This window comes from Oceanicella actignis (assembly GCF_900111545.1).
Lineage (GTDB): Bacteria > Pseudomonadota > Alphaproteobacteria > Rhodobacterales > Rhodobacteraceae > Oceanicella > Oceanicella actignis.
The window spans coordinates 39,815-64,557 of record NZ_FOHL01000005.1 but is presented as its reverse complement, the minus strand read 5'-3'; the positions used below and the strand labels follow the sequence as shown (position 1 = coordinate 64,557).

Annotated in this window: 21 protein-coding genes; 11 read left to right on the top strand and 10 right to left on the bottom strand. The window is 71.8% G+C overall.

All coding sequences use genetic code 11. The annotated features are described in order from the left end of the window. Window positions 1–3: 3 nt before the first annotated feature. From lhpI to BMW67_RS09260, 8 genes are all read right to left on the bottom strand, one after another. Window positions 4–1,674, bottom strand: coding sequence for a cis-3-hydroxy-L-proline dehydratase (gene lhpI / locus BMW67_RS09295; RefSeq protein ID WP_072747270.1), 1,671 nt, complete (start codon window positions 1,672–1,674; stop codon window positions 4–6). After that, window positions 1,671–2,672, bottom strand: a complete 1,002-nt coding sequence (locus BMW67_RS09290) for a 4-hydroxyproline epimerase (RefSeq protein ID WP_072747269.1) — start codon at window positions 2,670–2,672, stop codon at window positions 1,671–1,673. Before BMW67_RS09290 ends, lhpI begins: the two co-directional genes overlap by 4 nt. 8 nt (window positions 2,673–2,680) lie before the next feature. After that, window positions 2,681–3,925, bottom strand: a complete 1,245-nt coding sequence (locus BMW67_RS09285) for an NAD(P)/FAD-dependent oxidoreductase (RefSeq protein WP_072747268.1) — start codon at window positions 3,923–3,925, stop codon at window positions 2,681–2,683. A 7-nt stretch (window positions 3,926–3,932) separates the two neighbouring features. Continuing rightward, window positions 3,933–4,655: an amino acid ABC transporter ATP-binding protein gene (locus tag BMW67_RS09280; protein ID WP_072747267.1), complete on the bottom strand. Its 723-nt coding sequence runs from the start codon at window positions 4,653–4,655 to the stop codon at window positions 3,933–3,935. Then, window positions 4,648–5,304, bottom strand: a complete 657-nt coding sequence (locus BMW67_RS09275; RefSeq protein WP_072747266.1) for an amino acid ABC transporter permease — start codon at window positions 5,302–5,304, stop codon at window positions 4,648–4,650. The genes BMW67_RS09280 and BMW67_RS09275 overlap by 8 nt, the downstream gene beginning before the upstream one ends. 11 nt (window positions 5,305–5,315) lie before the next feature. Next, window positions 5,316–5,981 carry an amino acid ABC transporter permease gene (locus tag BMW67_RS09270; RefSeq protein ID WP_072747265.1) on the bottom strand — a complete coding sequence of 222 codons (666 nt, stop codon included), beginning with the start codon at window positions 5,979–5,981 and terminating at the stop codon, window positions 5,316–5,318. A gap of 262 nt (window positions 5,982–6,243) precedes the next feature. Next, a complete protein-coding gene (locus BMW67_RS09265; RefSeq protein ID WP_072747264.1) occupies window positions 6,244–7,053 on the bottom strand; it encodes an ABC transporter substrate-binding protein in 810 nt (269 codons plus the stop codon). Window positions 7,054–7,177: 124 nt separating this feature from the next. Then, window positions 7,178–8,692 (bottom strand): aldehyde dehydrogenase (NADP(+)), encoded by a 1,515-nt coding sequence (locus BMW67_RS09260; protein ID WP_072747263.1) that lies wholly within the window; start codon window positions 8,690–8,692, stop codon window positions 7,178–7,180. Window positions 8,693–8,809: 117 nt separating this feature from the next. Between BMW67_RS09260 and BMW67_RS09255 the strand changes: the two genes are divergently transcribed. Further along, window positions 8,810–9,841, top strand: a complete 1,032-nt coding sequence (locus BMW67_RS09255; RefSeq protein ID WP_072747262.1) for an Ldh family oxidoreductase — start codon at window positions 8,810–8,812, stop codon at window positions 9,839–9,841. A gap of 195 nt (window positions 9,842–10,036) precedes the next feature. Here the strand turns inward: BMW67_RS09255 and BMW67_RS09250 are convergent, their stop codons facing one another. Both BMW67_RS09250 and BMW67_RS09245 read right to left on the bottom strand, forming a co-directional pair. Then, entirely contained in the window at window positions 10,037–10,981 is a 945-nt protein-coding gene (locus BMW67_RS09250) for a dihydrodipicolinate synthase family protein (protein ID WP_072747261.1), read from the bottom strand. A 99-nt stretch (window positions 10,982–11,080) separates the two neighbouring features. After that, window positions 11,081–11,794 carry a GntR family transcriptional regulator gene (locus BMW67_RS09245; protein WP_072747260.1) on the bottom strand — a complete coding sequence of 238 codons (714 nt, stop codon included), beginning with the start codon at window positions 11,792–11,794 and terminating at the stop codon, window positions 11,081–11,083. Window positions 11,795–12,044: 250 nt separating this feature from the next. On the opposite strand from BMW67_RS09245, the gene BMW67_RS09240 reads away from it, so the two are divergent. The 10 genes from BMW67_RS09240 (at window position 12,045) to BMW67_RS09195 (ending at window position 24,645) form a co-directional block, all read left to right on the top strand. After that, window positions 12,045–13,958: an alkaline phosphatase PhoX gene (locus BMW67_RS09240; protein ID WP_072747259.1), complete on the top strand. Its 1,914-nt coding sequence runs from the start codon at window positions 12,045–12,047 to the stop codon at window positions 13,956–13,958. A 429-nt stretch (window positions 13,959–14,387) separates the two neighbouring features. Further along, the gene (locus BMW67_RS09235; protein ID WP_083581273.1) at window positions 14,388–15,602 is read left to right on the top strand and encodes a dipeptidase; all 1,215 of its coding nucleotides are present in this window, start codon (window positions 14,388–14,390) and stop codon (window positions 15,600–15,602) included. 60 nt (window positions 15,603–15,662) lie between these two features. Continuing rightward, a complete protein-coding gene (locus BMW67_RS09230; protein WP_072747258.1) occupies window positions 15,663–17,267 on the top strand; it encodes an ABC transporter substrate-binding protein in 1,605 nt (534 codons plus the stop codon). Between the two features lie 198 nt (window positions 17,268–17,465). Beyond that, entirely contained in the window at window positions 17,466–18,479 is a 1,014-nt protein-coding gene (locus BMW67_RS09225) for an ABC transporter permease (protein ID WP_072747419.1), read from the top strand. After that, window positions 18,476–19,396, top strand: a complete 921-nt coding sequence (locus BMW67_RS09220) for an ABC transporter permease (protein WP_072747257.1) — start codon at window positions 18,476–18,478, stop codon at window positions 19,394–19,396. Before BMW67_RS09225 ends, BMW67_RS09220 begins: the two co-directional genes overlap by 4 nt. Continuing rightward, window positions 19,393–20,256 carry an ABC transporter ATP-binding protein gene (locus tag BMW67_RS09215; RefSeq protein ID WP_072747256.1) on the top strand — a complete coding sequence of 288 codons (864 nt, stop codon included), beginning with the start codon at window positions 19,393–19,395 and terminating at the stop codon, window positions 20,254–20,256. The genes BMW67_RS09220 and BMW67_RS09215 overlap by 4 nt, the downstream gene beginning before the upstream one ends. Then, the gene (locus BMW67_RS09210; RefSeq protein ID WP_072747255.1) at window positions 20,253–21,038 is read left to right on the top strand and encodes an ABC transporter ATP-binding protein; all 786 of its coding nucleotides are present in this window, start codon (window positions 20,253–20,255) and stop codon (window positions 21,036–21,038) included. The genes BMW67_RS09215 and BMW67_RS09210 overlap by 4 nt, the downstream gene beginning before the upstream one ends. Before the next feature lie 134 nt (window positions 21,039–21,172). Then, complete coding sequence (locus BMW67_RS09205) at window positions 21,173–22,018, top strand: substrate-binding domain-containing protein (protein ID WP_072747254.1); 846 nt, start codon at window positions 21,173–21,175, stop codon at window positions 22,016–22,018. 3 nt (window positions 22,019–22,021) lie between these two features. Beyond that, window positions 22,022–23,431, top strand: coding sequence for an ATP-binding protein (locus BMW67_RS09200; protein WP_072747253.1), 1,410 nt, complete (start codon window positions 22,022–22,024; stop codon window positions 23,429–23,431). After that, window positions 23,428–24,645 (top strand): sigma-54-dependent transcriptional regulator, encoded by a 1,218-nt coding sequence (locus BMW67_RS09195; protein WP_072747252.1) that lies wholly within the window; start codon window positions 23,428–23,430, stop codon window positions 24,643–24,645. The genes BMW67_RS09200 and BMW67_RS09195 overlap by 4 nt, the downstream gene beginning before the upstream one ends. Window positions 24,646–24,743 lie beyond the last annotated feature (98 nt).

Sequence of the window (24,743 nt, the reverse complement as noted above, 5' to 3'; positions counted from 1 at the left end):
GCCTCAGCTCAGCCAGGAGGGAAGATCGCGGGGCGCGCGCCCCGTGGCGGCGGCCTCGGCGCAGGCGGCCAGCGCGCCGAAGCGCACCGCCCGCCCCGACAGGCCGGGGCCGTAATGGGCGTATTTGCCCGAATTGGTCATGACGGCGCGCGCCTCGGGCGGAAAGACCGGCTCGACGATCGAGCACCAGCACAGATCGGGAATGACCCGCGCCCCCGCCGCCTCGAGCCGCGCCAGCACGCCCTCGGCGCGGATGGTCTCCAACACCCCGCGCCCGAGCGTGACGATCAGCGGAACGCGCGCCTTGCGCCCCTGCATCAGATCGGCCAGGGCGCGGCATTCCTCGGCCGAGGCGTGCGGGCTGCCGACGGCCACCAGGTCGATCTGCTCGGGGCCGCGGTTCAGCGCCCGCCAGCCCTCGCGCAGCGCCGCGCGGTCGATGCGCGCGCGGTCGGCGTCGGGATCGAGCAGATGCGCCTCGGGGGTGACGCCCTCGACATGCAGCATGGGCGCGCCCGAGGTCGCGCCGAAGGCCGCGCACAGCGCCTTGAGCGCCTCGGGCCCCGGCCTGGCCGCCGCCAGCCCCCGCAAGAGCGGAATGCGGTCGGGCGAGAGCCTGCCCGCCAGCCAGCCCAGCAAGGGCCAGAAGGCGTCGTCGATCCCGTCCGGCAGCTCGACCTCGATGACCCGCCGCGCCAGGCGGTTGCGCTCGAGATACGGGCCCGACAGGGGCGCGCGCCCGGTCAGCGCGATGCACAGATCGAGGAAATCGGGATGCTTGGCCGTGCGCGCGCCCAGAACCGAGTTGGCGTAGATGACGGCGTTCGATTCCGACCAGCCGACGGCCTGGCCGGGCCGCGGCGCGTCCTCCAGCAGATAGGGCGCGCAGGTGAAGCTGGGCCGGCAGCCCATGCGCACATAGGCGTCGGCCAGCCGCTGGGCCGGGCCGCCGAAATCGGGCGCCACGCCCTGCGCGCGCCAGTTGGCGTGATCGACCGAGATGGCGTTCATGGTCGTGGGAATGCGCACGCGCGCGCCCAGCTCGAGCATGCGCTCGGCGAAGGTCAGATTGGCGGGGCTGGCGTAGATGCACCCGTCGATATGGGCCTGAGCCACGTCGATCAGCCGCTCGGCGCCCTGATTGGCGGCCATGGCGCGCAGAATGCGCATGGCCAGCGCCGCCGCCGGTCCGTGCGCGCCGTCGAGCATGGCACGGTCCTCGGCGCTCAGCTCGAGCAGGTCGGCGGCGGGCGGGTCCAGCGGCACGGCGCCCAGATCGGTCTCGATCGCGTCGGGGCCGATGACGGCGCGGCGGGCGCGCGACAGGCGGGCGAAGGCCTCGGCGTCAAGGCGCAGCACCGGCAGCGGGCGGTCGAACAGCTGGGCCGCGACCAGCGCGCCCAGCGTCGCCACGTCCTCTTCGTCGCGAAAGACCAGCGCCGCCGGCGCCCGCCCGCCCAGCGCCATGTCCAGCAGCACCCCCGAGCCGGTGCACGAGCCGCGCGTGCCCGGCAGCGCCAGCACCCGCCCCGCCAGCTCGCGCCCCGCCAGCGGATGGCGCACGTCGATCACCCGGCCCGCGGCCGGATCGACCCCGCCCCAGAAGCTGAGCGGCTCGTCCGAGGCCAGCACCTCGCCCTCGGCCCGGCCGGGAAGAACGACCCGCCCCCTCATCGGACCACGAAGCCATGCGCGAAGGGGTCGCGATCGTCGATGAAGATGGTGTTGAGCCCGGTCATCCGCGCCCAGCCCGCGATCGAGGGGATGATGGCCGTGCGGCCCCCCGCCTCGGCCGGCGCCTCGACGCGGCCGTGAAAGACCGAGCCGATGATGCTTTCGTGGCGGAACTCGTCGCCCGGACGCAGGCGCCCGCGCGCGGCCAGCTGCGCCATGCGCGCCGAGGTGCCGGTGCCGCAGGGGCTGCGGTCGATGGCCTTGTCGCCGTAGAACACCGCGTTGCGCGCGTCGGCGTCGGGGCGCGTCGGGGCGCCGGTCCACAGGATGTGGGTCAGCCCGCAGATGCGCGGATCCTCGGGGTGGACGAACTCGTATTTCTCGTTCAGCGCCGCGCGCAGCCTCGGCGACAGCTCGACCAGCTGGCCGGCGGTGAAGTCGGCCATGTCGCGGTAGTTCCTCTGCGGCTCGACGATGGCGTAGAAGTTGCCGCCATAGGCCACGTCCACGACGATCTCGCCCAGACCCTCGACATGGGCGCTCAGCCCCTCGGCGTAGAGAAAGGCGGGCACGTTGGTCAGGCGCACCTCTTCGACGAAGCGCCCCTCCTGGCGGTATTCGACCTCGACCTTGCCCGCCGGCGTGTCGAGCGACAGCCGCCCCGGCCTGCGCGGGGCGATCAGGCCGTGCTCGACGCCCAGCGTCACCGTGCCGATCGTGCCGTGCCCGCACATGGGCAGGCAGCCCGAGGTCTCGATGAACAGCACCGCCACGTCGCAATCGGGGCGCGTGGGCGGGTAGAGGATCGCGCCCGACATCATGTCGTGCCCGCGCGGCTCGAACATCAGCCCCGTGCGGATCCAGTCGTAGTCGCGCAGGAAATGGGCGCGTCGCGCCAGCATGTCCGCGCCCTCGAGCCGCGGGCCGCCGCCGGCGACCAGCCGCACGGGATTGCCGCATGTATGGCCGTCGATGCAGAAGAAGGCGTTAGAGGCCATGGACGTCCTCAGAAACGTTGCGGGGAATAGGGGGCGATGTCGATGGGCGGCCGCGCGCCGGTCGCCAGGTCGGCGACGATGCGCGCCGTGCCCGCCGACTGCGTCAGCCCCAGATGCCCGTGGCCGAAGGCGTAGATGACGCGCGGCGTGGCGCGCGCGCGGCCGATGGCCGGCAGGCTGTCGGGCAGCGAGGGGCGCATGCCCATCCAGCGCGTCCCGCCCTCGGTCGCAAGGCCGGGCAGCAACTCGGCGGCCTTGCGCAGCATGGCGTCGGCCCTGCGCCAGTTGGGCGGCAGGCGCAGCCCGCCCAGCTCGACCGCGCCGCCCACACGGATGCCGCAGGACAGGCGCGTGACCACGAAGCCATGGCCGCCGAAGGTGATCTGGGTGCGCAGATCGAACGCCCCCGGCGGCAGGGTGGTGTTGTAGCCGCGCTCGGTCTCGAGGGGAATGCGCTCGCCCAGGGTGCGGGCGATCTGGTGCGAATGCGCCCCCGCCGCCACCACCGCCATGCCCGCGCGCCGCGCGCCGCCGCCCCGCAGGCGCAGCTCGACCCCGTCCTCGCGCGGGACCAGCGCCGCGACCTCGGCCCGCGCCAGCTCGCCGCCCTGGGCGACGAAGCGCTCGGCCAGCGCCAGGGTGTAGCGCAGCGGGTCCTCGATCGAGCGCCAGCCCGGCGTGAAGGTGCCCTTCACGAGCCGCGGCGACAGGCCCGGCTGCAGGGCGGCCATCTCGTCGCGGTCCATGTGGCGGAACTCGATCCCGTGCTCGGCCCGCGCCTGCCAGCCGGGCAGGCTGGCGCGGAACTCGGCCTCGGATTCGTAGACCTGAAGATTGCCCTCGCGGCGCAGCATCCCGGCCGTGCCCGTGGCGGCCAGAAAGGGTTCGAGCTCGGCGCGCGACAGGTCCATCAGCGCCGTCTGCGCCGCGGTCGAGGCCGCCACGCGCGCCGGCGCGCAGGCGCGCCAGAAGCGCAGCAGCCAGGGCGCGATGCGCAGCGCGTAGGCCGGCGGAATGCTGAGCGGCCCAAGCGGGTCGAGCAGCCAGCGCGGCGCCTTGCGCAGGATGCCGGGCGAGGCCAGCGGCAGGATGTCGGTGAAGGCGAAGGCCCCCGCATTGCCCGCCGAGGCGCCGGCGGCCGGCCCATCGCGGTCCAGCACCGCCACGCGCAGCCCGCGCGCCTGCATGGCCAGCGCCGCCGACAGGCCGACGACGCCCGCCCCCGCCACGATCACGTCGGGACGATCGGACATGGCCCGCTCAGACCGTCGCCGCCAGGAACTTCTGCAGCTCGGGCGTTCGGGGCGCGCCGAACAGCTCTTCGGGCGGGGCGATCTCGGCGATCACGCCCTGGTGGAAGAAGGCCACGCGGTCCGAGACCTCGCGCGCGAACTTCATCTCGTGCGTGACGCAGATCATCGTCATGCCCTCGGCCGCCAGCATGCGCAGCGTGTCCAGCACCTCGCCCACCAGCTGCGGATCGAGCGCCGAGGTCACCTCGTCGAACAGCATGTAGTCGGGCGACATGGCCAGCGCGCGGGCGATGGCCATGCGCTGCTGCTGGCCGCCCGACAGGCGCGAGGGATAGACCGACAGCTTGTCGCCCAGCCCCACATGCTTGAGCTGGCGCACGGCCTCGGCCTCGGCCTCGGCGCGCGAGCGGCCCAGCACCTTGCGCTGGGCGAGCATCACGTTCTCGAGCACCGTCAGATGCGGGAAGGCGTTCCACTGCTGAAAGACGATGCCGATCTTGCGCCGCAGGCGGTTCAGATCCGTGCCCTTGGCGTGCACCTCGACGCCGTCGACCAGGATGCGGCCCGAGTCGATGGGCTCGAGCCCGTTGATGCAGGTCAGCAGCGTGGACTTGCCCGACCCCGAACCGCCGATGACGGTGAGCACCTCGCCCTTGGGCACGGTCAGCGAGACGCCCTTGAGCACCTCGAGCGAGCCGAAGGATTTGCGGACGTTCTCGATCTCAATCATTGGCCAGCCATTTCTTTTCCAGGTACCCGCCGAACCGGGCGATCGGGAAGGAGATGAGGAAGTAGAACAGACCGCAGATCAGCAGCAGGAACAGCGGCTCCTGCAAGCGGGTGATCAGGATCTGCGTGGACTTGAGCAGCTCGACCACCTGGACGACGAAGACCAGCGAGGTGTCCTTCATCACGCCCAGCGCCAGGCCGATCCACGAGGGCAGCGCCACGCGCGTGGCCAGCGGCAGGACGATGTAGGTCATGTCCTGCCCCCAGCTCATGCCCAGCGAGCGCGCGGCCCGGCGCACGGTCTGCGGCACGGCCTCGATGCCGCCGCGCACGATCTCGGCGCAATAGGCCGCGGTGTAGAGCGACAGCACCCCGCAGGCCACCGTGAAGCCCGACACGCGAAAGCCGAGCACGGTGGTGACGAAGGCGTTGGCCAGCACCAGCTGGATCAGCAGCGGAATCGAGCGGAAGATGTCCAGAAAGAAGGTCAGCGGCGCGCCCCACCACGGGCCGACCTGGTATCGGACGACGCCGAAGACGATCCCCATCAAGGTGCCCAGCCCCACGGCGATGGCGGTGACCAGCAGCGTCATGCCCGCGCCGCGGGCCAGGAACAGCAGGTCGTTGACGGTCAGTGCGGTGTCGAACATCCCGGCCCCCGTCAGTAGCGGAACAGGCGCGCGGCCAGCAGCCGGGCCGAGATGGTGATCGTCTTGGTGATCAGGTAGAAGATCACGGCCGCGATCGCGAAGATCTCGAAGGTGCGGAAGGTGCGCGCGTTCAGGTCGTTGGCCACGCCGTAAAGGTCCGAGTTCATGGCCACCACCGCGCCCAGCGAGGTCATCAGGATCGCCCACACCATCTGGTTCGTCATGGGCAGGAAGGCGATGCGCAGCATCTGCGGCATGACGACGTGGCGGAACGCCTGCAGCGAGGTCATCCCCAGCGAGCGCGCCGCGCGGGTCTGCGTCTCGGGGATCGCGGACAGGGCGCCGCGGAAGTTCTCGGTCAGGTAGCCCGCGTTGTTGTAGGCGATGCCGATCAGCAGCGACAGATAGGGCGTCAGGTGGATGCCGAAGCTGCCCAGCCCGAAATGCACCATGTAGATCTGGAACAGCGCGGGCGTGTTGCGCGCGATCTCGACCCAGACCGCCGCCACGGCGCGCAGGGGCCGCAGCGGCGACAGCCGGAACAGCGTCAGCACGATGGCGATGGCGATGCCGATGACCATCGAGAGGATGGCGATCTCCATCGTCACCAGCGCGCCCTCGAGCATCTGGGGCAGCGAGTTCAGCGCCTGGTTCCAGCGGAATGTGTAGTTGAACATGTTCCCCTCCTGCCCCGCGGCGGCGCGCTTGGCGCGATCCCCCGCGTCCGTCCGCGGACGCCCGTCGGCGCCTTGCGCCCCGGGCCTGCGAAGGCGGCCCGCCAAGGAGCCGCCCCGGCCGCGCCGCCGCCCGGAACCGGAGGCCGGGCCGGCCCGCCGCCCGAACGCCGGGCCGCCGGGGCCGGCCCCCAAAAGGCGCGCGCCGCCCGGCCGTCGCCGGCGCCGTCGCGGGGCGGGCTTGCGCCGCGCCCCGCGCCCGGCCTCAGCGATAGACGCCCTTGACGGTCAGATCGGCCGGCTCGCCGTCGCCCACCCACTTGCGGTAAAGCTCCTGATAGCGGCCGGTGCGCACCTGCTGGTTGATGAACAGGTTCATGTAGTTGATCAGGCCGTATTCCTCGCGCAGCGTGATCAGGCCGACATAGTCGGGCACCATGGGCGCCTTGTCCACGATCCTGATGCCGGGGAACTTGCCGGACTTGACGTTGGCCTCGGCCACCTCGACGGTCGAGACGGTGGCGTCGATCTGGCCCTGGCTCAGCGCCAGGAAGACGTCGGCCTGGTTCTGATAGGGACGGAACTCGCCCGCGCCCCACTCCTTCAGGCGGCCCTCGATCCAGATCGCCTCATAGGTGCCGGCGGTCGCGCCGATGGTCTTGCCCTTCATGTCCTCCCAGCTTTCGATGCCGGACTTCTCGTTGGCGACCACGGCGTTCTCGAAGGCGTAGTAGGGAATGGTGAAGCCCACGGTCTTGGCGCGCTCGAGCGTGTCCGAAGTCGAGGCCACGGCCACGTCCACCCGGCCCGACATCAGCGCGGGGATGCGCTCGGGGAAGGTCGTCTCGACGATCTCGGCCTCGACGCCCAGCGCCTTTGCCAGGTCGCGGCAATAGTCCACGTCGAAGCCCACGGGCTGGTTGTTCTCGTCGCGAAAGCCCATGGGCGGGAAGTCCAGCACCACCGCGCAGCGCAGCGTGCCCGAGGCGATGATGTCGTCCAGCTTGTCGGCCTTGGCCGGCATGGTCAGCGCCGCAAGGGCCAGCGCCCCGGCCATGACGAAGGTGCGTTTCATGTCTCTCTCCCTGTTTGGCGGCGATCGCGTCCGCGCGATTCAGCGCCTTCGACTATCCCACCCGCCGGGCCGCCGCGCAATCGAAAAATACAAACAGTATACAGATTGCGGGCCCGGCGCGCGCTCACCCGCGCAGATCCTCGGGCAGAAGCTGCTCGGGCATGTTCTGCCAGCAGACCGGGCGCAGGAAGCGCCGGATCGACAGCGTGCCGACCGAGGTCGCGCCGAAATTGGTGCTGGCCGGCCAGGGGCCGCCATGGACCATGGCGTCGCACACCTCGACCCCCGTCGGATAGCCGTTGGCCAGCAGCCGACCCGCCTTGCGCTCGAGCACCGGCGCCAGACGCCGCGCAAGGGGCGCGTCCGCCTCGTCCATGTGCAGCGTGGCGGTCAGCTGGCCCTCGAGCGCATGGGCGATGCGCAGCATCTCGTCCGCGTCGCGCGCGGCGACGATCACGCCCAGCGGGCCGAACACCTCTTCGTGCAGAACGGCGTCGTCCAGCCAGTCGCGGCCGGCGACCATGAACAGCTGCGGGCGCGCCTCGCGGGGGCCGCAGCGCTGGGCCAGAAGGGCGCGCACCCCGCGCGCGGCGGCCACGCGCGCGCGCCCGCGCTCGAAGGCCTGGGCGATGCCCTCGGTCAACATGGTCTGCGGCTCGGCCTCGCGCAGGGCGGCCAGCGCGGCCTCGGCCAGCGCGTCGGCCTGCTCGGCCATGACGATCGCCAGCCCCGGATTGGTGCAGAACTGCCCCGCGCCCAGCGTCAGGCTGCCCGCCCAGCCCTGCGCGATCTGCGCCCCGCGCGCGGCCATGGCCGCCGGCAGCAGGAACATCGGGTTGACCGAGCCCAGCTCGCCATAGAAGGGGATCGGCTCGGGCCGCGCGGCGCACAGATCGTAAAGCGCCCGCCCCGCGGCCAGCGAGCCCGTGAACGCCACCGCCTTGACCAGCGGATGCTGCGCCAGCGCGACGCCCAGCTTGTGGTCGGGGCTCTGGATCAGGCTGAACACGCCCGGATGCACGCCGCGCTCGCGGATGGCGGCGAGGATGGCGTCGGCGACGATCTCGGCCGTGCCGGGATGGGCGGGATGGCCCTTGACCACCACCGGACAGCCGGCCGCCAGCGCCGCCGCCGTGTCGCCGCCTGCGGTCGAGAAGGCCAGCGGGAAGTTCGAGGCGCCGAACACCGCGACCGGCCCGATGGGCCGCTGCATCAGGCGCAGATCGGGGCGCGGCGCCGGCTGGCGGTCGGGCAAGGCGGGATCGTGGCGGCGGTCGAGATAGTCGCCCTTCTCGATATGGTCGGCGAACAGGCGCAGCTGCCCCGTGGTGCGCGCGCGCTCGCCCTCGAGCCGCGCCGCGGGCAGGCCGGTTTCCTGCGTCCCGATCGCGGTGATGTCGGCGCCGCGCGCCTCGATCTGGTCGGCGATGGCGCGCAGAAAGGCGGCGCGCTCGGCGCGCGCGCTCCAGCCATAGGTCCAGAAGGCCTCTTCGGCGGCGCGCATGGCCTGGTCGGCATGGGCGGCCTCGCCGACGGCGAAGGCGCGGCCTGGACCGTGCGCGGGCGCCGAGGCGAAGCTTTCGCGGGCGCCGACCCATTCTCCGGCGATCAGGTGCTTGCCATGGGGGGTGTAGCTCATCAGCCTGTCCTTCCTTGAAGCGCGGCTGGCGCGGCGATTATCCTTGCGCCCGTCTTGTATGCGTAGTGTATGCAAGACGTCAACCCAACCAGCCGACCCGATGAAAGGAGGGGCCGCATGACCAGCACGATGACGGTGGACGAGCTTGAGCGCGCCGTGACGCGCATCTTCCGCCGCGCGGGCATGAACGAGATCCAGGCCGGCGCCCTTGCGCGCGTGATCGCGGCGGGCGAGCGCGACGGCTGCAAGTCGCACGGCATCTACCGCATCGAGGGCGTGCTGCGCACGCTCAAGGCGGGCAAGGTGCGCGGCGACGCGGAACCGACGCTCGAACCCGGCGCCGCGGGCGCGATCGTGCGCGTGAACGCGCGCGGGGGCTTCTCGAACCCGGCCTTCGAGCTGGGCCTGCCCACGCTGGTCGAGCGGGCGCGCGAACACGGGCTGGCGGCGATGGCGATCAACGACTGCACCCATTTCGCCGCCCTCTGGCCCGAGATCGAGGCCCTGACCGCCCACGGCCTGGCGGCGCTGGCCATGTGCCCCAGCTATGCGGCCGTCGCCCCGGCGGGCGGCGCCAAGCCGCTGCTGGGCACCAACCCGCTGGCCTTCGGCTGGCCGCGCCCGGGCGCGGACCCCTATGTGTTCGACTTCGCGACCTCGGTGGCCGCGCGCGGCGAGATCGAGCTGCGCCGCCGCGCCGGGCAGAGGCTGCCCGAGGGCTGGGCCATCGACGCCGAGGGCAACCCCACCGACGACCCCGAAGCCGCGCTGGCCGGCGCCATGCTGACCTTCGGCGGGCACAAGGGCTCGGCCATCGCGACGATGATCGAGCTGCTGGCCGGGGTGATGATCGGCGATCTGACCAGCCCCGAGGCGCTCGAGGCGCTGGGCACGACGACGCTCGCCCCCGCGCATGGCGAGCTGATCCTGGCCCTGTCGCCCGAAGCCTTCGCCGCCGGCCGCCCGGGCGATCCGTTCGCGCGGGCCGAGGCGCTGTTCGCCGCCATCAAGGCCCAGGGCGCGCGCCTGCCCTCGGAACGGCGCTACGCGGCGCGGGCGCGGGCGCTGGCCGAGGGCGTCGCGCTGAGCGCGGATGAACGCGCCGCCCTCGGCCGCTTCGAAGAGCTGGGGCTGGACGCCGTCGCCTGAGGCGCGCCGCGACCGCCGGGACGGGGATCGGGGCCGGGGATGGGGGCCGGGGCGGGACGGCGAGCGCCGCCCCCTGCCCTTTCCGATCCGCTCCCGCCCGACGGCCGATGCGCGCCTTGCGGCGAAGGCCGTTCGGGCCGGGCCGCGGGGCGTTGGAGGCGGCGACGCGTCCGGGGCCGCAGGGCGGGCGCCGGGTCAGCCGGCGTCCGCGGCGCTCCACTCGGCATACCAGGCCTTGAACTGCGCGAACTGGCGCTCGGCCCAGGCGCGCTGACTGGGGGTCAGCTCGTCGTCGGGGTTGATGTTGAGGCGGTATTCCTCGTCGCCCTGAAGGGTCATCAGGTGCTTGTAGTAAAGCACGAGGTCGCAGCCCTCGTCCCACGAGGACAGCACCGCCAGCGCTTCGGACAGCTCCTGCGCGCGGCGGCGAGCGCGCGCGTCGCCCGCGGCGGCGGCCTTGCACAGCTCGACCAGGCGCAGCACCTCATGCGGCAGGGCGTTGCCGATGCCCGTGATCGTTCCCGCCGCGCCGCAGCGCACGTAGCCGTGATAGACGCCGGTGTCGACCCCGGCCAGAAGCAGCGCGCCGTCATCCGCGCCGGTGATGTGCTCGGCCGCGTAGGTCATCGCCTCGGGGCCGCCGAACTCCTTGAAGCCGACCAGGTTCGGGTGCTCGGCGCGCAGGGCGAAGAACAGATCGGCGCGGGTCTGGAAGCCGTAATAGGGGCTGTTGTAGATCACCGCCGGCAGGTCGGGCGCGGCCGAGAGCACGGCCTTGAAATGGTTGCGCTGCGCCGCGGGCGAGGCCCCGCGCGAGAGCACGCGCGGGATGACCATCAGCCCCGCCGCGCCGACCCTGGCCGCATGCGCCGCCAGCGCGACGGCCGAGGCGGTGTTGACCGCGCCCGTTCCCACCACCACCGGAACGCCCGCCGCGGTCAGCCGCGCGACCCCCTCCATGCGCTGCTCGTCGGTCAGGAGCGGCCAGTCGCCCATCGAGCCGCAATAGACGACGCCGGACATGCCCGCGTCCATCAGCGCGATCGCCTTGCGCACGAGGGCGTCGAAATCGGGGGTGCGGTCGGGCTTGCAGGGGGTCATCAGCGCGGGAATCACGCCCTTGAAGACTGCGGTATCCATCGAAAGCTCCTTGCGATGCGGATGCGCAAGCCGCGGCGCGCGCGGGCGGCGGCTCTGCGCGGCATCCTAATCATTGCATTATTTTTGTCGACAAGAATCTCACGCAGGATCCAGCGACACGTCATCGCGCCGGTCGCGGCTGAAGAAGCTCTGGATCTGGCGCACGATCTGATCCGCATGCGCGCGCGCCAGCCGGTCGCACAGCGCGACGTCCTGCGCGGCGATGGCGTCGATGATGGCCTCGTGCTCGTCGGCGTATTCGCGCGGCAGACGGTCGTTGAAGGACTGGTAATAGATGCGCAGGATGCGCCGCCCCTCGTCCAGCAGGCGCATCGTCAGCGCGGCGTAATAGGGGTTGCGCCCGGCCTCGGCGATGGCGGCGTGGAAATCGCGGTTGAGGGCGATCATGCCCAGGGGGTCCTCGGCCTCGACCGCGCGCACGTAGTCGGCCTGCAGGGCGCGGATGCGCGCCAGGTCCTCGTCCTTGCGGTTGCGGGCGGCAAGGCGCGTGGTCACGCGATACATCAGCGTCACCGCGTCGAAATAGGCCGACAGGTTGAGCAGGTCGAGCGGCGCGACGATGGCCGAGCGATTGGGCAGCGTCTGCACCAGCCCCTCGCCCGCCAGGCGCAGCAGCGCCTCGCGGATCGGGGTGCGCGACATGCCGAAGCGCTCGGCCAGCTGGACCTCGTCGATGGGCTGGCCCGGCGGCAGGGCGAGGGTCAGGATCTCGTCGCGCAGCATCTCGTAGACCATGCGCGCGCCCGAGCCGCGCTTGCGTTCGTGCTGGGGGGCGTCTGCGGGCGCGGTCATGGCGAACCTCCGACATGCGGGAATGCAAGATGTGCGCAACTCATAGCCCCCCGCGCGCGCGCCGTTCAACGCCCGCGTCGCAAGACCCGCGCTGCGTCTGCCGCGCGCGGGGCCTTCGGGCGCATGTTTCGGGCGCAAGTCCCGCGAAAGCCGCGCAGACGCCGGGCGAAGGCGAAACGAACGCGGATCGTCGCCATGGGGTCATGAAAACCTGCTACTCAGATCGCGCCGAACAGACACGGAGGCTTCCATGAAGACATTCGCCCCCTTGCTTCTCGCAACATCCGCTCTGGCCACGGGCGCCCTGGCGCAGTCGATCGAAAGAGTCGAATGGATCGCCTCGAAGCATCCCGAGACGCTGGGCGAGATGGCCCGGATGTTCTCGACCGCGCGCGTGCGCGCCACCTATGCCGACGGTTCGGTCGTCGAGTCGCCGCTGTCTTACGAGATGGTCATGACCAACCGCAGCCGCATCGGCGCCAATGCCAGCCCGGCCGGCACGCTCTACGACGACGCCATGCGCCCGATCCCGGACCCGACGGACCCCGCGCAGACGCTGGTTTCGGAACAGCCCGACGGCTCGGCGCTGCTCAATGTCGGCGGCAAGCTGTATCTGGCGAACCAGTTCGAATATGACTGGCTGCTGGCCGACGGCTCGACCGCGCGGCGGCACAAGGGCTGGGCCTTCGAGCATGCCGACGGGTCCAAGGGCAACTGGGGCGCGAACCTGCCCGCCACCATGGTGCTGACCGAGATGCGCCAGGACCCCGAGACCGGCCGCCTGACCCCCGTCGCCCAGCGCCCGGTCGACTTTTCCGGCGTGGGCGGGCTGGTCTGGGCGTGCAACGCCAACACCACGCCCTGGGGCACCTTCCTGTCGTCCGAGGAGAATTACGGCGTCGACGCCCGCCGCATCGAGGCCGACCGCAAGGCCGACCCGAGCGGGCGCAGCGACGATCTGGGCGGGCTCACCCATCTTTACCATGGCGGGCGCAAGCTGGCCTCGCCCTACTGGCGCGGCGTGGCGCCCGAGATCCGCGTCAAGGCCGACGGCGGCGCCGAGGTGACCAAGCATTTCGCCATGGGCCGCGGCACCTTCGAGCTCGGCCAGGTCCTGGCCGATCAGCGCACCGTCATCACCGCGCATGACGGCGAGAACCGCCATCTGACGATGTTCGTCGCCGACCGCCCGGGCGATCTGTCCTCGGGCACGCTCTATGCGGCGCGCCTCGAGCAGAAGAGCGCCGAGAACGGCGGCAGCTTCGATCTGAAATGGGTGCGTCTGGGCCATGCGAGCGACGACGAGATCCGCGCCATGGTCGAGGGGGGCGTCAGCTTCTCGGACATCTTCGAGGTCTCGGACGAACCGCGCGAGGGCTTCGTCGAGGTCTTTGCCGGCAGCTCGAAGAAGCCCGAATATCTGAAGGCGAAGAACGAGAAGGCCGCCGCCTTCCTCGAGACCATGCGCTACGCCGCCCTCAAGGGCGCCACGACCGAGTTCAACAAGGCCGAGGGGCTGGCCTACGACCCCGAGGGCAAGCGCGTGTTCCTCGCCATCACCGACATCTCGAAGGGCATGGAAGAGGGCAAGGGAACGGGCGCCGCGGGCGACCACATCCGCCTGCCCAGGGTCAAGGCCGGCGCGGTCTATGCGCTGACGCTGGCCGACGGGCGGACCGACGCCGACGGCCGGCCGATCGACAGCGCGCTGGTCCCCGTGGCGATGAGCGTGCCGCGGGGTCTGATGGGCAAGGATCTGGACACGCCCGACGCCTGGGGCAACGCCGCCGACATCGACCGCATCGCCAATGCCGACAACCTCTACTGGTCCTCGGCCTACAGGACGCTGTTCATCGGCGAGGACAGCGCGCGCATGCACCTCAACAACGCGCTCTGGGCCTGGCAGGACGGCATGGACAAGCCCGTGCGGCTGCTGACCGCGCCGGCCGGGGCCGAGCTGACCGGCCTGCGCATCCATGAAAACATCGGCGGCCATGCCTACGCGCTGACCAACGCGCAGCATGTGGGCGACTTCCGGCTGGACGACAAGTTCCCCCGCCGCGCCGAGCTGATGGAGGTCGTCAAGGCCCTGTGGGCCGATCGCGCGCTGGCGCCGATCGGCTACGTCAAGGGCCTGCCGGCCGCGCCCGCCAAGGCCGAGTGAGGCCGCCGCCGCCCCGCCGCCTCGGACAAGGAAGGGGCGGCGGGGCGGATTTGCGCCGCACGGCCCGCCGCGCCGCTCGGGCGCGGCGGCGATCGCATGGACGGCCCTGCGCTCGGGCCCGGACGGCGCGGCGCTTGCGGCTCTTGCGCGACGGGGCCCGGCCCGGCCGCCGCGATCCATTTTCCTTCGATCCTTCGCCCGCCATCCTGATCGACGGCGCATCGACGCCGCCCCGCGGGGGGCGTCCGGCATCGGTCCGCCGGCCGCCGGGCGCGAAGACCCGCGCGCAGCCCCCCGCCGCCGCCCCCGCCGCCGGGCCGGGATCGCGGCGGGCGAAGATTGTGCGTGTTTTCAAGCCGTCAGGCCCGCTAACATCGGCCGCGCAAATGATTCCATCCGGGGCCGCGGCGCCCCGGCGGCGGAGGACCGATGCCCGAAACCGTATTCTTCGACGGCCACAACGACCTGATCCTGCGCCTTGTGCGCGGCGCGATCGACGCCGAGGACGTCGCCCGCGGCGTGCGCCGGGGCCGCGCCCCGGGCGCGGGCGCGGGCGCGGGCGCGCGCAACGGCGCGGACGGCGACGGGCGCGGCGACGGGCGCAGCGGCTCGGGCTGCGAACAGGGCGGCGAACAGGGCGGCGAAACGGGTCGGGAGCCGGGCTGCGGCGGGCCCATCGGCGGCCACATCGGCGGCCACATCGATCTGCCGCGCGCGCGCGCGGGCGGGTTCGGCGGGGGCTTGTTCGCCGTCTTCGTCCCCTCGCCCGACGGCGGCGGGCTGAATGACGACGCCATGCGCGCGCCGCCCTACGACGTGCCCCTGCCCGCCCCGATCCCGCGCGAGACGGCGCTGGAGGTCACGCGCGCGGGCTTCGACGCGCTCGAGCGGCTCGAGGCGGCGGGCGCCGTCGTCATCTGCCGCAGCGCCGCCCAGATCGCCGCCGCGCTGGGCGGGCCGCGCATGGCCGCGGTCGCGCATCTCGAGGGGGCCGAGGCCATCGGCCCCGATCTGGAGGGGCTCGAGGAGCTGCACGCGCGCGGGCTGCGCTCGCTCGGGCCGGTGTGGAGCCGGCCGAACGTCTTCGGCCACGGCGTCCCCTTCCGCTTTCCCGCAAGCCCCGACGTCGGGCCGGGCCTGACCGATGCGGGCAAGGCGCTGGTGCGCGCGTGCAACGCGCTGGGCGTCATGATCGATCTGAGCCACCTGAACGAGAAAGGCTTCGACGACGTCGCCGCGATCAGCGACGCGCCGCTGGTGGCCACCCATTCGAACGCCTGGGCCGTCTGCCCCCATGCGCGCAACCTGACCGACCGCCAGCTGCGCATGATCGCCGAAAGCGACGGCATGGTCGGGATCAACTTCGCCTCGGCCTTCCTGCGGCCCGACGGACGCATGGACGGCGATTTCGGGCTTGACGTGATGCTTCGGCATTTTGACCATATGATAAAGATCCTGGGCGAGGACCGGGTGGGCATCGGGTCGGATTTCGACGGCGCCCTGGTCCCCAAGCCGATCGGCGATTGCGCGGGGCTGCCCGCCTTGGCCGCGGCCATGCGCGCGCATGGCTACGACGAGGCGCTCATGCGCAAGCTGGCGCACGAGAACTGGCTGCGCGTTCTGCGCAAGACCTGGGACGAATGAGCCGGCGGCGGGCCGCGACGCGGCCCGCGGCGACGAAAACGCCAACAGGGAGCATTCAAGATGAAGATTCGCGCAGGATTCATCGCAGCGGCCATCGCCGCGCTGACGGCGGCGGCGCCGCTCGCCCCGGCCTCGGCCGAGACGCCGCCCAACATGCTGGTCATCGCCAACCGCATCGACGACATCAAGACCTTCGACCCGGCCGAAAGCTTCGAGTTCGCCGGCGCCGACGTCAGCCGCAACGTCTATGAGAAGCTGGTCAACTTCGACCCGCTGAACCTTGACGCGGGCTTCGGCCCGCAGCTGGCCGAAAGCTGGGAGATCAGCGCCGACGGGCGCACCATCACCTTCAGGATCGCCGAGGGGCATCGCTTCTCGACCGGGCGCGAGGTCACGGCCAGGGACGCCGAGTTCAGCCTGCGCCGGGCGGTGATCCTGAACAAGACGCCCTCCTTCATCCTGACGCAGTTCGGCTTCACCCCCGAGAACGTCGAGCAGACCATCGTCGCCACCGACGACCGCACGCTCAGGCTGACGCTCGACAAGCCCTACGCGCTGTCCTTCGTGCTCAACTGCCTGACGGCCACGGTCGGCGGCATCGTCGATCGCGAAGAGGCGATGGCGCACGAGGTGGACGGCGACATGGGCAACGCCTGGCTGCGGACCAACACCGCCGGCTCGGGCCCCTACAAGGTGGTCGCCTGGAAGCCGAACGAGTCGGTGCTGATGGACCTCAACCCCCACTACCACGGCCCCAGGCCGGCCATGGAGCGGGTGATCGTCCAGCACATCCAGGAAAGCGCGACGCAGCGGCTTCTGCTCAGCCGCGGCGACATCGACGTGGCGCGCAACCTCAGCCCCGAGGACGTGGCCGGCCTGCGCGACGATCCCGACGTGAAGGTGGTGGACGAGCTGCGCGGCCGCCTCATGTATTGGTCGGCCAACCAGAAGAACCCGCTTCTGTCCGATCCGAAGGTGGTCGAGGCCCTGAAATGGGCCACGGATTACGACGGCATGGCCAACTCGTTCCTCAAGGGCCAGTATACGGTGCACCAGGCCTTCCTGCCGCTGACCTTCCTGGGCGCGCTGGACGAGAAGCCCTGGCGCTTCGACATGGACAAGGCGCGCGCCGCGCTGGCCGAATCCGCCCATCCCGATTGCGGGCCGATCAAGATCTCGGTGCGCGACGCGCAAGAGCGCATCGACATCGCCCAGTCGCTGCAGAACACCTGGAGCCAGCTGGGCTGCCAGGTCGAGCTGATCGTCGGAACGGGGGCGCAGACGCTCGACCGCTACCGCGCGCGCGAGCATGACGTGTATCTGGGCGCCTGGGGGCCGGACTATCCCGACCCGCACACCAATGCGGGCACCTTCGCCTTCAACCCCGACAATTCGGACGAGGCGCGGCTGACCGGCCTGCTGGCCTGGCGCAACGCCTGGGCCGTGCCGGCCGGGATGAACGAGAAGACCCTGGCCGCCGTGGTCGAGAACGACACCGACAAGCGGCGCGCCATGTATCTCGAGCTGCAGCGCGAGCATCAGCGCATCAGCCCCTTCGGCATCATGTTCCAGAAGATCGAGCAGAACGCGATGCGCGCGAACGTGAACAACTTCGTCGCCGGCGGCGCCACCACCGCCGTTTCCTACTGGGTCGTGACGAAGTGACCCCGCTGCGGGGCGCGGCGAGACCGTCGCCGCGCCCCTGGCGCGCCTTGCGCCGCCCGTCCCGGCGCGCCGCGCGCGGCGCCCTCCCGCCCCAGCGCGCCGCGTGCGGCGCCGTCCCGTCCTGCCGCCTTTCAAGGAGCCCGCGCCCCCGTGACGGATGAACCGGCCTGCCCCGCCCCATCGCGGCGACGACCGCGCCTGCCCCGCTGGACGCGCAAGCTGGCGGGCACGCTGGCGAGCGTGGCGGCCACGCTGCTGGGGCTGCTGTTCGTCACCTTCATGATCGGGCGGGTCATGCCCATCGACCCCGTCCTGGCCGTGATCGGCGAGCGCGCGACGCAGGAGCAATACGAGCAGACCTACCGCGAGCTGGGCCTCGACCGGCCGCTGCTGGCGCAGTTCGGCATCTATGTGAGCGACGTTCTGCGCGGCGATCTGGGCGTGTCGATCCGCACCGGCAAGCCGGTGTCCGAGGATCTGGCCCGCGTCTTTCCCGCCACTTTCGAGCTGGCGACGCTGGGCACGCTGATAGGGGTCCTGCTGGGCGTGCCGCTGGGCGTCGCGGCCGCGGTCTGGCGCGGCGGCTGGGTCGACCAGACCGCGCGGGTGGTCGGGCTGATCGGCTATTCCATGCCCATCTTCTGGCTGGGGCTGATGGGGCTGCTCGTGTTCTACGGAATGCTCGGCTGGGTCTCGGGGCCCGGGCGCATCGGCATATTCCACCAGGGGGTGGTCGAGCCGAGAACCGGGCTCTTGCTGCTCGACGCGCTGCTGCAGGGGCAATGGGCCGCCTTCAAGAGCGCGCTGTCGCACATCATCCTGCCCGCGGGCCTGCTGGGCTATTACAGCATGGCCTATGTCAGCCGCATGACGCGCTCGTTCATGCTCGAGCAGCTGAGCGCCGAATACGTCACCACCGCCCGCGTCAAGGGGCTGAGCGAATGGCAGGTGGTGTGGGGGCACGCCTTCCGCAACATCCGCGTGCAGCTGCTGACGGTGATCGCGCTGGCCTATGCGAACCTGCTCGAGGGGTCGGTGCTGACCGAGATCATCTTCGCCTGGCCCGGCATCGGCAGCTACATCACCACCTCGCTGCTGGCGAACGACATGAACTCGGTGCTCGGCGGCACGGTGCTGGTGGGAACGATCTTCGTCTTGCTCAACATCCTGTCCGACATGCTTTACCGCTTTCTCGATCCGAGGGCCCGATGAGCGGCGCGACGCGACCCGGGCTGCGCGAGTGGCTGCTGGCCGAAGAGCCGACCTCGCGCGCGCAGGCGCGCGCGGCGGCCTGGTATCAGGGCTGGCTCAAGCTGCGCGCGAACACGCTGGCGATGATCGGCCTGGCGATCCTGATCCTGCTGACGGTCTGCGCGATCCTGGCGCCGTGGCTGGCCACGCATGACCCCTTCGCGCAGGACCTGGCGCAGCGGCTCAAGCCGCCGGGATGGGAGGGGCACATCTTCGGCACCGACAGCCTCGGGCGGGACATCTATTCGCGCCTGCTCCATGGCGCGCGCATCTCGCTCTACATCGTGCTGCTGGTGGCGCTGGTGGCGCCGGCGCTGGGGCTGCTGATCGGAACGGTGGCGGGCTATGCCGGCGGCTGGATCGACGTGCTGCTGATGCGGCTGACCGACATCTTCCTGGCCTTTCCGCGGCTGATCCTGGCGCTGGCCTTCGTCGCGGCGCTGGGGGCGGGGATCGAGAACGCGGTGCTGGCCATCTCGCTGACCGCATGGCCGCCCTATGCGCGCATCGCCCGGGCCGAGACGCTGACCATCCGCAACTCGGACTTCATCCACGCCATCCGCCTTCAGGGGGCGGGGCCGGCGCGCATCGTCACGCGCCATGTCTGGCCGCTGTGCGTCTCGTCGCTGGTGATCCGCGTGACGCTGGACATGGCGGGCATCATCCTGACGGCGGCGGGGCTGGGCTTTCTGGGACTGGGCGCGCAGCCGCCAAGCCCCGAATGGGGCGCGATGATCTCGGAGGGGCGCAAATACCTGCTCGACCACTGGTGGGTGGCCACGATCCCCGGCATCGCGATCTTCACCGTGTCGCTGGCCTTCAACCTGCTCGGCGACGGGCTGCGCGACGTGTTCGACCCGAAGGAGAGCGCCCGGTGAGCGAGCCGCACCTTCTCGACGTCGAAAACCTGTGGGTGCGCTTTCCCACCCGCACGGGCGTGTTCGAGGCCGTGCGCGGCATCTCGTTCAGCCTGGGGCGCGAGCGCCTGGGCATCGTGGGCGAGTCGGGCTCGGGCAAGTCGATGACCGGCCGCGCGGTTCTGCGGCTGATCCGGCGGCCGGGAACGATCTCGGCCGACCGCATGCTGATGAAGGGCGAGGACATCCTGCGCGTCTCCGAGCGGCGCATGCGCGCGCTGCGCGGCGGGCGGGCGGCGATGATCATGCAGGACCCCAAATTCTCGCTCAACCCGGTGATGACCGTGGGCGAGCAGATCGCCGAGGCCCTGCGCGCCCACGCCCCCATCGGCCGCAAGGCGGCGCGGATGCGCGCGCTCGAAATGCTGGACGAGGTGGCGATCCGCGATCCCGAGCGCGTCTATGACCTTTACCCGCACGAGATCTCGGGCGGGATGGGCCAGCGGGCGATGATCGCCATGATGCTGGCGCCGGGCCCCGAGATCCTGATCGCCGACGAGCCGACCTCGGCGCTGGACGTGTCGGTGCGCCTGCAGGTGCTGCAGATCATGGACAAGCTGGTGTCCGGGCGCGGCATGGGGCTGATCTTCATCAGCCACGACCTGAACCTTGTCGCCAGGTTCTGCGACCGCATCCTCATCATGTATGCCGGGCGCATCGTCGAGGTGTGCGAGGGCGGCAAGCTGCACGAGGCCCGGCACCCCTACACGATCGGGCTTCTGAACTCGGCGCCCGACCTTCTGCGCCCGCGCCCGCGCCTGGCGGTGCTTGAACGCGACCCGGCCTGGCGCGAGGCCCCATCGGTGAGCGCCCTTCTATGAACGCGATAGAGATCGAGAACCTGACCGTATGGTTCGGCGCCGGCCCCGACCGCGCCGAGGCCGTGCGCGGCGCCGCGCTGTCCATCCCCCGGGGCGCAAGCTTCGGCCTCGTGGGCGAGTCCGGCTCGGGCAAGTCCACCATCCTGCGCGCCATCGCCGGGCTGATCCCGACCTGGAGCGGGCGCATCGCCGTCGAGGGCGACGCCCTGCAGGGCGCCAGGCGCGACCGCGCCTTCCACCGCGCCGTGCAGATGGTGTTCCAGGACCCCTACGCCTCGCTGCATCCGCGGCATACGGTCGACCGGATGCTGTCCGAGGTGCTGTGGCTGCATGGGTTTCGCGACATCGACGCGCGCATCGAGCGGCTGCTTTCGGATGTGGGGCTGGGCCGCGGGTTCCGCTTTCGCTACCCGCACCAGCTTTCGGGCGGACAGCGCCAGCGCGTCGCCATCGCGCGGGCGCTGGCGCCCGAGCCGCGCATCCTGCTGCTGGACGAGCCGACCTCGGCGCTGGACGTGTCGGTGCAGGCCGAGATCCTGAACCTTCTGTCCGATCTGCGCACCGAACGCGGCCTGACCTATCTGATGGTCTCGCACGATCTGGGCGTGGTCGGGCATCTGTGCCAGACGACGGCGGTCATGCGCACGGGCGAGATCGTCGAGATCCTCGACGTCGAGACCATGCGCCGCCTTCAGCCGCGCCACCCCTACACGCGCCAGCTGCTCGAGGCGTCGATCGGGCTGAACCTTGGCGCGCGCGGCGCGCCCGCCCCCGCCGTCTGAAAGGCGCGCCGCGGGCCCGGACCCGGCGGCGCGCGGCCGTTTCCCGCCCCCGGTCCTTGCCCCGGTTCTTGCCCCCGTTCTTGCCCATGACGCGGCGCTGGTTCAAGCTGGCGCCTCGGAAAGGGATCGAGAGCATGGACAGACGGCGCTTTCTGGCGCAGACGGCCCTGGCCGCGATCGCCGCGCCCCTGGCGGCGCGTGCGGGCGAGACGTTCCGGCTGGGCCTGACGCCGGTCTTTCTGGACAATGACGCGGCGGTGATCGACCGCCTGCGCTTCGCCCTGTCGGGGGCCCTGGGCGAGCCGGTCGAGCTGATCCAGCGGCGGACCTATCAGGAGATCACCGCCTCGATCCTGGACGGATCGGTCGATGCGGCGTGGATCTGCGGCTATCCGTATCTGCAGCACCGCGACGCGCTGGCGCTGCTGGGCATCCCGGTGTGGCGCGGCCGGCCGCTCTATCAGTCCTATCTGATCGCGCGCGCCGACGATCCGGCCGCCGGCCTGGCCGATCTGCGCGGCGGGCTGCACGCCTTCTCGGACCCGGACAGCAACTCGGGCTACCTGGTCACCGCCTCGGATCTGGCGCGGATGAACGAGACGCCCGAAAGCTTTTTCGCCCGCACGATCTTCACCTACGGCCACCGCAACGGGGTGCGCGCCGTGGCCGGCGGGCTGACGCGCTCGGGCAGCGTGGACGGCTATGTCTGGGAGACGCTCGCTCAGGTCGAGCCGACGCTGACCGCGCGCACGCGCGTCGTCGCGCGCTCGGAATGGCTGGGCTTTCCGCCCTTCGCCGCGCGCGCCGACCGCATGGCCGAGCTCGGGATGCGGGCCTTCGCGCGGGCGCTGCGCGGCCTCGACGCCGACCCGGCGGGGCGCGAGGCGCTGGGGCTCTTGCATCTGGACCGCATCGGGCCGGGCGAGCCGGCCCTCTACGACGGCATCGCCGCGCGCATGGCCGCGCTGCAAGGGCGCTGAGCGATGCGCGCCGATCCGCGCTCATGGCCGATCACCGTGCGCGTCGGCGCCGCCGCGGCGGGGCTGATGATCCTGCTCGGGCTGGCGGCCTCGCAGCAGGTGCTGGCGACGCTCGGGCGGCTGCAGGACGCCCGCCTGCAGGAAATCGCGCGCCTGCATGTCGAAGGTCTGGCGGTGGCCCTTGGTCCCTTCGTGCTGCACAAGGATGTGTGGGAGGTCTATGACACGCTCGACCGCGCGCGCGGCGCGGGGCGCATCCGCTTCACCGTCGTCGCCGACGACGAGGGCCGCGTGCTGGCCGCGACCGATCCGCTGCGCGCGCCGGTGGGCAGCGCCCTCGCCCGCTTCGCCGAGGGGGCCTCGCCCCTTGGGTCGGTCAGCGCCGACGGGGCCGAGGAGGTGGTGCGCATCGCCGCCCCGCTCGAATATCAGGGCCGCCGCGTCGGGCGGATCGTGACCGAGCTGGACGTCAGCGACCTTGCGGCCGAACGCAGGCGGGCGACGCTTGCGCTTCTGGCCGGGAACGGGGCGGCGACGGCGCTGCTGGTGCTGGCGGGGTATCTGGCGGTGGCGCGGCTGCTGCGGCCGGTCGAGCTGCTGGCCCGCCACATGGGCGAGGCGGGCGACGCGCCCCACCCGATCCCCGAGCGCATGATCCCCCGCTCGGACAACGTGCTTGCGCGGCTGCTGCGCAACTTCAACGCCATGACCGGCGCCATCGAGGCGCGCGCGCAGGCCGAGCGGCGCCTGGCCGAGCGCGAGCGCTTCGTCAGCCTCGGGCGGCTGTCTTCGTCGCTGGCGCACGAGATCAACAACCCGCTGGGCGGGCTGCTCAACGCCGCCGACACGATCCGCGCCTACGCCGACCGTCCCGAGGTGGTGCGCCAGTCGGCCGAGCTGCTCGACCGCGGCCTTCGGCACCTTCGCGACGTGAGCCGCGCGATGCTGGACGAGCACCGCCTCGACCGCGCCGGCCGCCCCTTGTCGCGGGCCGATTTCGAGGATCTGCGGGTGCTGTTCTCGCCCGAGGCCCGGCGGCGCGCGCAGCGCCTCGAATGGCGGGTCGAGGGCGACGAGCGCGACCTGGCGGCGTTTCCCTCGGCGCCCGTCCGGCAGATCGCGCTGAACCTTCTGCTGAACGCCGCCGCCGCGGCGCCGCAAGGGGGCGTGGTGGGGCTGAGCGCCGAGGCGGACGGCGCGGCGCTGACGCTGCGCATCGGCGATGACGGCCCGGGGCTGTCCGATGCGGCGCGGGCGCGGCTGATGTCCGAGGCGCCGCTCGAGCCCGGGGGCGGCGTCGGGCTGCGCCTGGTGCGCGAGCTGACGCGCGGGCTGGGCGGCGCGATCGACTGCGCGCGCATGGACGGGCGCACCGTGATCGAGATCCGGCTGCCGGCGAGGGCCGAGGCATGACGCTGAGCGGGCGCTATCTTGTGCTGATCGAGGACGACGCCTTCATGGGCGGCTCGCTGACCCAGCGGCTGGAACTGGAGGGCGCCGAGGTGACCTGGGTGCGCCAGGCCGTGCGCGGCGTGGCGGCGGTGCGCACGCCGCGCAAGCCGGTCGATGCGGTGATCTGCGACATCCGCCTGCCCGACGGCAGCGGCGAGCAGATCTTCCAGACCGTATCGCAACGCGCCGCGCCGCCGCCTTTCCTGTTCATCACCGGCCAGGGCGACATCGACCAGGCGGTGCGCCTGCTCAAGGCCGGGGCGGGCGACTATCTGACCAAACCGTTCGAGATGGCCGACTTCTTGGCGCGGCTGGCGCTGATCCTGCGCCCCGCAGAGGCCGAGGACCCCCAGCCCCGCATCGGCGTGTCGGCGCAGGCGCGCCAGATCGAGGCGCAGCTGTCGAAGCTGGCCTCGGGCGACGATCCGCTGCTGATCCGCGGCGCGCCGGGTCTGGGCAAGGGGCGGATCGCGCAGGCGATCCATGCCCGGTCCGAGCGCCGCGCCGCGCCCTTCGTCCCGCTCGACGCGATGCGCGCGCCGCCCGGCGTCGCCGAGCTTGACGACGCGATCGCCGGCGCCGGCGAGGGGACGCTGTTCGTCAACGGGGTCGGGCGCCTGGACGCCGACGCGCAGGCGCGCCTGCTCGACGCCTTGCGCACGGCGCCGCTGCGCCTGGTCGCCGCCTGCGGCGCGCGCATCGAAGAGAAGGTCGAGGCGGGCGCCTTTCGCGCCGATCTGTTCTATGCGCTGGCCGGGCGCGAAATCGTCGTGCCGCCCCTTGCCCGGCGGCCCGAAGACGCGGTCTGGCTGGCCGGGCGCATGTTCGAGGCCCTCAACCGCCGGCGCGAGACCCCGTTGCGCGGCCTGTCCGAGCTGGCGCTGGCCGCCATCCGCGATCACGACTGGCCCGGCAACGGGCGCGAGCTGCGCGCGCGGCTGCGCCGCGCGGTCGAGGCCGCCGCGGCCGAGTGGATCGGCCCCGCCGACCTGTTCCCCGAACTCTACGCCCAGCCCGACCAGGTCGAAACGCTGACCGAAGCGCGCGAGCGCGCCGAGCGGCGGCAGATCCTGCGCGCGCTGGCGCGCACCGACGGGCGCGTGGGCGAGGCCGCCGCCATTCTGGGCGTTTCCCGCACGACGCTGTGGGAAAAGATGCGCAAGCTGGGCCTGTAGCGGCCCGCGCCATGTCCGGAAATCCGGACATGGCAAATAATGGTTTCATTTCAAAATCTTGTCGCACGGAAACGGGCCCTTCCCGCGCCTTCTCGGTC